The 5986-nt window shown below is 60.8% G+C and carries 6 protein-coding genes and 1 pseudogene; 3 read left to right on the top strand and 4 right to left on the bottom strand.

Going from position 1 to position 5986, the window contains the following annotated elements; translation table 11 throughout:
* A pseudogene (locus tag WB528_RS27180) lies at nucleotides 1-117 on the top strand (ketol-acid reductoisomerase); the annotation flags it as partial.
* Between the two features lie 200 nt (nucleotides 118-317).
* Here the strand turns inward: WB528_RS27180 and WB528_RS27175 are convergent.
* The 4 genes from WB528_RS27175 to WB528_RS27160 form a co-directional block, all read right to left on the bottom strand.
* Complete coding sequence (locus WB528_RS27175; RefSeq protein ID WP_423892434.1) at nucleotides 318-710, bottom strand: RidA family protein; 393 nt, start codon at nucleotides 708-710, stop codon at nucleotides 318-320.
* A gap of 104 nt (nucleotides 711-814) precedes the next feature.
* Nucleotides 815-1282 (bottom strand): peroxiredoxin family protein, encoded by a 468-nt coding sequence (locus WB528_RS27170; RefSeq protein ID WP_423892433.1) that lies wholly within the window; start codon nucleotides 1280-1282, stop codon nucleotides 815-817.
* 82 nt (nucleotides 1283-1364) lie between these two features.
* The gene (locus WB528_RS27165) at nucleotides 1365-1658 is read right to left on the bottom strand and encodes a hypothetical protein (protein WP_423892432.1); all 294 of its coding nucleotides are present in this window, start codon (nucleotides 1656-1658) and stop codon (nucleotides 1365-1367) included.
* A 65-nt stretch (nucleotides 1659-1723) separates the two neighbouring features.
* Nucleotides 1724-2713 carry an AraC family transcriptional regulator gene (locus WB528_RS27160; RefSeq protein ID WP_423892431.1) on the bottom strand — a complete coding sequence of 330 codons (990 nt, stop codon included), beginning with the start codon at nucleotides 2711-2713 and terminating at the stop codon, nucleotides 1724-1726.
* Between the two features lie 133 nt (nucleotides 2714-2846).
* On the opposite strand from WB528_RS27160, the gene WB528_RS27155 reads away from it, so the two are divergent.
* Complete coding sequence (locus WB528_RS27155; RefSeq protein WP_423892430.1) at nucleotides 2847-3698, top strand: SDR family oxidoreductase; 852 nt, start codon at nucleotides 2847-2849, stop codon at nucleotides 3696-3698.
* A 172-nt stretch (nucleotides 3699-3870) separates the two neighbouring features.
* Nucleotides 3871-5580 carry a sulfatase-like hydrolase/transferase gene (locus WB528_RS27150; RefSeq protein WP_423892435.1) on the top strand — a complete coding sequence of 570 codons (1710 nt, stop codon included), beginning with the start codon at nucleotides 3871-3873 and terminating at the stop codon, nucleotides 5578-5580.
* The last annotated feature ends 406 nt before the right edge of the window (nucleotides 5581-5986 follow it).

Here is a 5986-nt window from a genome sequence, read left to right as displayed (position 1 = left end):
TTCAAGGCGACCCGCGCCAAGCTTGCCGAGCATCCGATCGAGGAAATCGGCGCCAAGCTGCGCGACATGATGCCGTGGATCAAGAAGGGCGCACTCGTCGACAAGACGAAGAACTAGGGCGTTTTTTATCCCTCCCCCGCGGAACGCGTGGGGAGGGTGCCGGCGCGAAGCGACGGTCGGGTGGGGGCGATAGCCTCATAGACACTAGCGAGCGAATTTCGTGGGTACCCTCATCCCGGCTCGCTATTGAAGCGCAAGAGCGACGCTTCCGAGCTCGCCAACCCTCCCCGCAAGGGGGAGGGATAAGAAAAAGAACCCTACACCGCCGCGATGCAGTCGATCTCGATGTCGAAACGCCCGAACCATTGCGGCACGCAGACAAAAATGCGCGCCGGCGGGTGGTGCGGAAAATACCGCGCATAGATCGCGTTCACGGCGGCGAATTTATCGGCCGAGGTGCAGTAGACGTTGCATTTGAGAACCTTCTCGAGCGACGAGCCTGCGGTTTCCACGCAGAGCTTCAATTGTTCCAGCACCAGTTCGGTTTGCCGTTCGATCGGTGCGTCGATGACTTCGCCGGTCTCGGGGTCAAACGGCGGAAGCCCCGACACATAGATCGTATCGCCATGCCGCGTGGCGATGGAGGCGGGCGCCTTCACCCGTTCCAGGTAGGTCGACAGGGGCTCGACGCGGATTACTTCTTTGGCCATTTTGCTCTCCATTGCGATAATGCGGTTATCGCGCGGAAAGCGCATATCATGCTTCGAATTCTATCGAAGTGTTGAAATGGCATAGTCAGCGTGCGCGGGCGGGATTATCCGCGCGGCGCGGCAAGCTCGGCTGCGATGATCGCGCCCAAGGCCATGTCGCTTTGCTGCCCGAACCCGTGATGCACGATATTGCCGTTGCGCCCGATCAGGATGCTGGTCGGCGTTCCCTGCATCCCGTATCGCTCCATGGTGGCCGGCATCGATACGCCTTCCACGGCCTCATCGACGCCAATCGGGAAGGTGAGCCGATATTCGTGGATGAAGGCCTCGAGCGAGACCGGCGTCATGGCGGCATGATGTTCGAACACCGTGTGCAATCCAACGACCTGGAGGTCCGAATGCCTGAAAAGGTCGAAGGCGCGTTGCGTCTGCGGCGTTCCGTGCGCGACGCAACCGGGACACAGCATTTGAAACGCATGCAGAAGAACCGGCCGGCCTCGCAGGCTCGATAACGTCAGGGGTTCGCTTGTGTTGAACCAGCGCGATACCACGATTTCGGGGGCGAGAGCCACGGAGTTTGTTTCCTGCACATGCGGTCGGTCGTCAGCCACGTTGGCAAAAGCCGGCGCGGCCTGTCAACGGAATGGAGGAGCTCTATTCGTTCGGAGCCGTTGGCGTGGCGATCGCGCCGGCGCGAAGTAGCGCCTCGCGACTGATTGTCCTGATTCCGTCGTCGTGGATCGCGGTTTTATGGCCGAAATCCATTCCGAACAGCACAAACGAGCCGATGATGGCGACGGCGAGCGCCACCATTACAGGGATGAAATGTTTGTTCGCCACTACTGCTCCCTCGTCAGGCAGCCCAAATAGCGGGGTAGCCGTCGCGATCGCATCCGAAAGCCAATAATCGCCGAAATATTGCGGGTCAGTTGCGCCTTCAAGTGTCACGCCGTTTTCACGCCATCACGTTCAGGCGATGACGCCCAATATGTCGATGGTTGAGGCGAGGCCCCTTAAACCCGGCGCGTGGCCTTCGCCAGTGTCGTCGAAGGGCGCTCGCCGAAGGCCTCGCGATAATCCCGCGCGAAATGGCCGAGATTGCCGAAGCCGCAGGCAAAGGCGACCTGCGTCACCGAGGTTTCCGGACCCGGTTCCATCAGCATGCCGCGGGCGTGCCTGAGCCGGACCATCTTGGCAAAGGCCATCGGCGAATAGCCGCGAGTTTGCTGGAATGCCCGGAAGATCGCCCTGGCGCCGACGCCCGTCGTTTCCACAAGGCTTTCGATCGTGATCGCCTGATCCCAATGGGCTTCGATGAATTCTTCCGCTCGCCGCACGTGAGACGGCAAGGTATCGCCGGGCTCGCGCTCCAGCAGATGACTGAAAGTGTTACGGTTGGCGGTCAGAAAGGCCACCAGAATGGTCTGTTCCAGTTCGCGCAGCACCAGCGCCGGCAACTGCCCGGACGTCGCGTCGAGCTGCTCGGCGAAAAACAGGATCAGCCGCCACAGTTGCTGAAACCGGGGGCTGGTTCTCTTGGTGGCGGGTGAGAATTCGAGCTTGCCGCTCGGCTGCGCGCCGAGAAGATAGGCCAGTTTGGTTTCGAACGCGCCGGGATCGATCCTCAGGTTGAACCAGTGATGGCTGGTTTCGGTCACGAGGGCGACTTCCTGTCCCGGCGAGACGATGCAGGATTGATCCGCATCGAGGGTAACCCCGTGCTTTCCGGCCGACACGTGACCGTTGCCCGCCAGGGCAGTCAGCAGGCGAAACCGCTCGGCTGCCGGATAGTCGACCGACGCGCCTTGGCTGCTGTGGCCGTAGACGAGGCCGATGCTTTGTAGCTGGACGAGATTTCCTCTCGCCTGAAGGTTTGCGCCAGACTTCACTTCGGCACGGCTGGCGCCGAACCGCGTGAGCAAAGCGTGCCTGAATTCTTCCGAGTTGGAAGTCTGAAAGACCGGAAATCGCTGGAGCGGATCGGCCGGATGCTTGGAAGGCATGGTTCAGGTCTGCTCGCGTTACCTTGCTCGATCGGGCTCGACCGGTCCAACTGCCTGTTGCGCTTGCTGTCGGTTGCGCTGGCTGGCATTCAGTCTACAAGGGTTTGCCGTCAATCGGAAGCAGGGGGCTGTCATGCGATCTGTCGTCGTCACCGGGGCATCGACCGGCATCGGCTGGGCCACCGCCAAACTTCTATTGGCGCGCGGCTTCCGCGTATTCGGCAGCGTCCGTAAAGCCGCCGATGCGCAACGCTTGAGCAGCGAGTTTGGCGCGAATTTCATCCCGTTGTCATTCGACGTCACCGATGAGGCCGCCGTGCTTGCGGCTGCACGCGAGGTGCGCAGCGCGCTCAATGGTGAGACATTGGCCGGGCTTGTGAACAACGCCGGCATTGCGGTGGCGGGCCCGGCACTCGAACTCTCGGTCGGCGAATTCCGCCGCCAGCTGGACGTCAATGTGGTCGGGCCGGTCATCGCGACCCAGGCGTTCGGCCCGCTACTCGGCGCGGATGCCTCGCTACGCGGGCCAAAGGGCCGGATCGTTATGGTCAGCTCGGTTGCGGGAAAAAACGGCAATCCGCTGGCATCGCCCTATTGCACGTCAAAGCATGCGATCGAGGGATTTTCCGAAAGCCTTCGCCGCGAAATGATGCTGTTCGGCATTGACGTCGTTATCGTCGCGCCGGGTGCGGTGAAGACGCCGATCTGGGGCAAGGCCGATGAAACGGATATTTCCAAATACAAGAATTCGCCGTTCTTTCCGGCGCTGGAGCGAATCCGAAAATTCATGATGCAACTCGCCGAGACCGGTTTGCCGGCGGAGCGGATTGCGGAGGTGATCTGCGACGCATTGACGATCGCCAGCCCAAAAGTGCGCTATCAGATCACGCCAGACCCGATGCGGCATCTGATCACCTCGGTGCTGCCGAAGCGTGCCATCGACAAGATCATCGCCAAGCGCCTGGGTTTGCTTCCGCCCACCTGACACCGCAGCGCAACATGGTCCGCGGAAACAACCTGCGGTGGGCCCTTTGTTGCCTAACCATGACAATTACAATACGGTTTTATGACACAGTGCGGGCCCGGGGCTGTGTGTGCTTTTGCGTCTGCTGGCGGTCGCCAGCAAACGCTGGAGTTCTGGCGGGCGTAGTGAGCCCGTGGCGATCCCGTCCAATCCCGGACCCGGTGCGACCTCTGCCTCCGCGGGCCTTGCTGCTGTCGGCGTCTGGAGGTTGCTCGCGGTCGCCGCACCTCATCTTGCCGCGCTCGGCCTGATGCTTTCGACCGAAGTTGATTTCCCCGCTCGCCTTTGCTTTCTCCTGTCGTGGGGAATTCTAAATTCCTTCTGGGGCACGCTATTGCGCCGGCCGGCGCTGTCCGGCGCCTTGTCGCTGACGCTGGTCGTGGTGCTGGTCCTGCTGTCGCGCCTCAAGCACGACATCGTGCAGATGACGGCGAATTTCGTCGACCTGATGGTGATCGACCGTGACACCGCGGCCTTCCTGTTCACGATCTTTCCGAACCTGCGCTGGTCGGTGATCTCGGCGGCGCTGGTCACGCTGCCTTTGATGTGCCTGCTGGGGTGGCTTGATCCCTTTCGCATTCGCAGGCTGCCCGCGTTCGCCTGCGGTCTCACCTGTCTGACCACGCTTGCCGGATTTTCGCTCACCTGGCCCGAGAAAGCCTGGCGCGGCTATTTCGATGACGGGTATCTATCGAAATTTTCCCGCTCCGGCGTCATTGCGGTGTCGGACTTTATTCAATTTGGTTTCATGGATTCGGACGCTGTCACGACCGAACACCTGAAGGTACCGCTGGTCGATGCCTGTCGTCCCGTCGGGCGGCGGCCGAACATCATCCTGGTTCACGACGAGTCCAGCTTCGATATCCGGCAGGCCGCCGGCGTAAAGGTGCCTCCCGGCTATGGCGGTCATTTCAGGTCCTTCGACGGCAGAGAACGCAAGTTCCTTGCCGAGAGCAACGGCGGCCCAAGCTGGTTCACCGAATATAATGTACTGGCGGGACTCTCCTCGCGCTCATTCGGCCCCTTCGCCTATTTCGTGACACGCATTGCATCGGGCCGGGTCGCGCGCGGGCTGCCGCTGGCTTTGCGGCGCTGCGGCTACGACGCGGTCTCGCTGTATCCGGCCTTCGGCGCGTTCATGGGCGCGCGCAGCTTCCAACTCACCACCGGTGTCCAACAGTTCTACGACGCGCAGGATCTTGGCGCCAAAGCCGTCGAGCCCGACAGTTTTTTCTACGACAAGGCGCTCGGCCTGATGTCGCAACGCTCGCCAGCCTCGCCGTTCTTCATGTTCGTCTATCTCGCCGCCAATCACTTCCCGTGGGAGACGCGGTTTCGTCCCGATCTGGCGCTCGCCTGGCGTGACCCGGGCAACGCGCCGGTGGTAGATGAATATCTGCGGCGGCAGGCGATGAGTGCGCAGGACTACACCGCGTTCGTCGCGACCCTGAAGGAGCGGTTTCCGGGCGCGCCGTTCCTGATCGTTCGCTATGGCGATCACCAGCCGGAATTCTCCCCGCATCTGCTTGATCCGGATCTGGACGAAGCTGGTATCGGCAAGAAGCTGGAGAATTACGACCCGCGCTATTACGCAACCTACTACGCCATCGACGCCATCAATTTCGAACCGGTCGAGAGTCCAGCCGTCATGGACACAATCGACGGGCCTTATCTGCCGCTGGTGATCCAGGAGGTGGCGGGCATTCCGCTCGATCCGTCCTTTGCCGAGCAGAAGCAGATCATGCTCAGATGTCATGGGCTGTTCTATGCCTGCAAGGACGGCGCCGAGGCGCGTCGCTTCAACCGCCTGCTGATCGACGCCGGCCTGATCCAGGGGCTGTGAGGCTTAGGCGCCCGCGAGCTAGTGCGGCGAATTTGAAGTTCCTATCAGTGTAGCGGCAATGGCTTTATAGGAACTTCAAATTCAAGGCCGCACTAGAATCAATAAGTTACTAGAGCTCCTTTGATTCCGAAGCTCGCATCGGAGGTTGCCGCGATACCGTGCGAACTTCGGAAACGGAGCTCTAGTGGCCCGATTCTAACATTCGCATCCCTTTGCAGCGAACATTTTTACGAATGTTAGAAGCGCAGGCCCCCTAGCAAACATGTATTTCTAGTGGAGTTTTGGATTTGACATTTGCTTTTCGGACTCGCGGTTAGGTGGCAGAGAATGTCAAATCCATTCCACTAGCTCGGCCCTCACTCGACGGCTGCCGATGTTCGGCCACTGCGATTGCGGTGGAGAAGGC

The organism is Bradyrhizobium sp., from assembly GCF_049586575.1.
Lineage (GTDB): Bacteria > Pseudomonadota > Alphaproteobacteria > Rhizobiales > Xanthobacteraceae > Bradyrhizobium.
The sequence above is the reverse complement of the archived record's forward strand: the minus strand, read 5'-3'. Positions and strand labels throughout refer to the sequence as shown.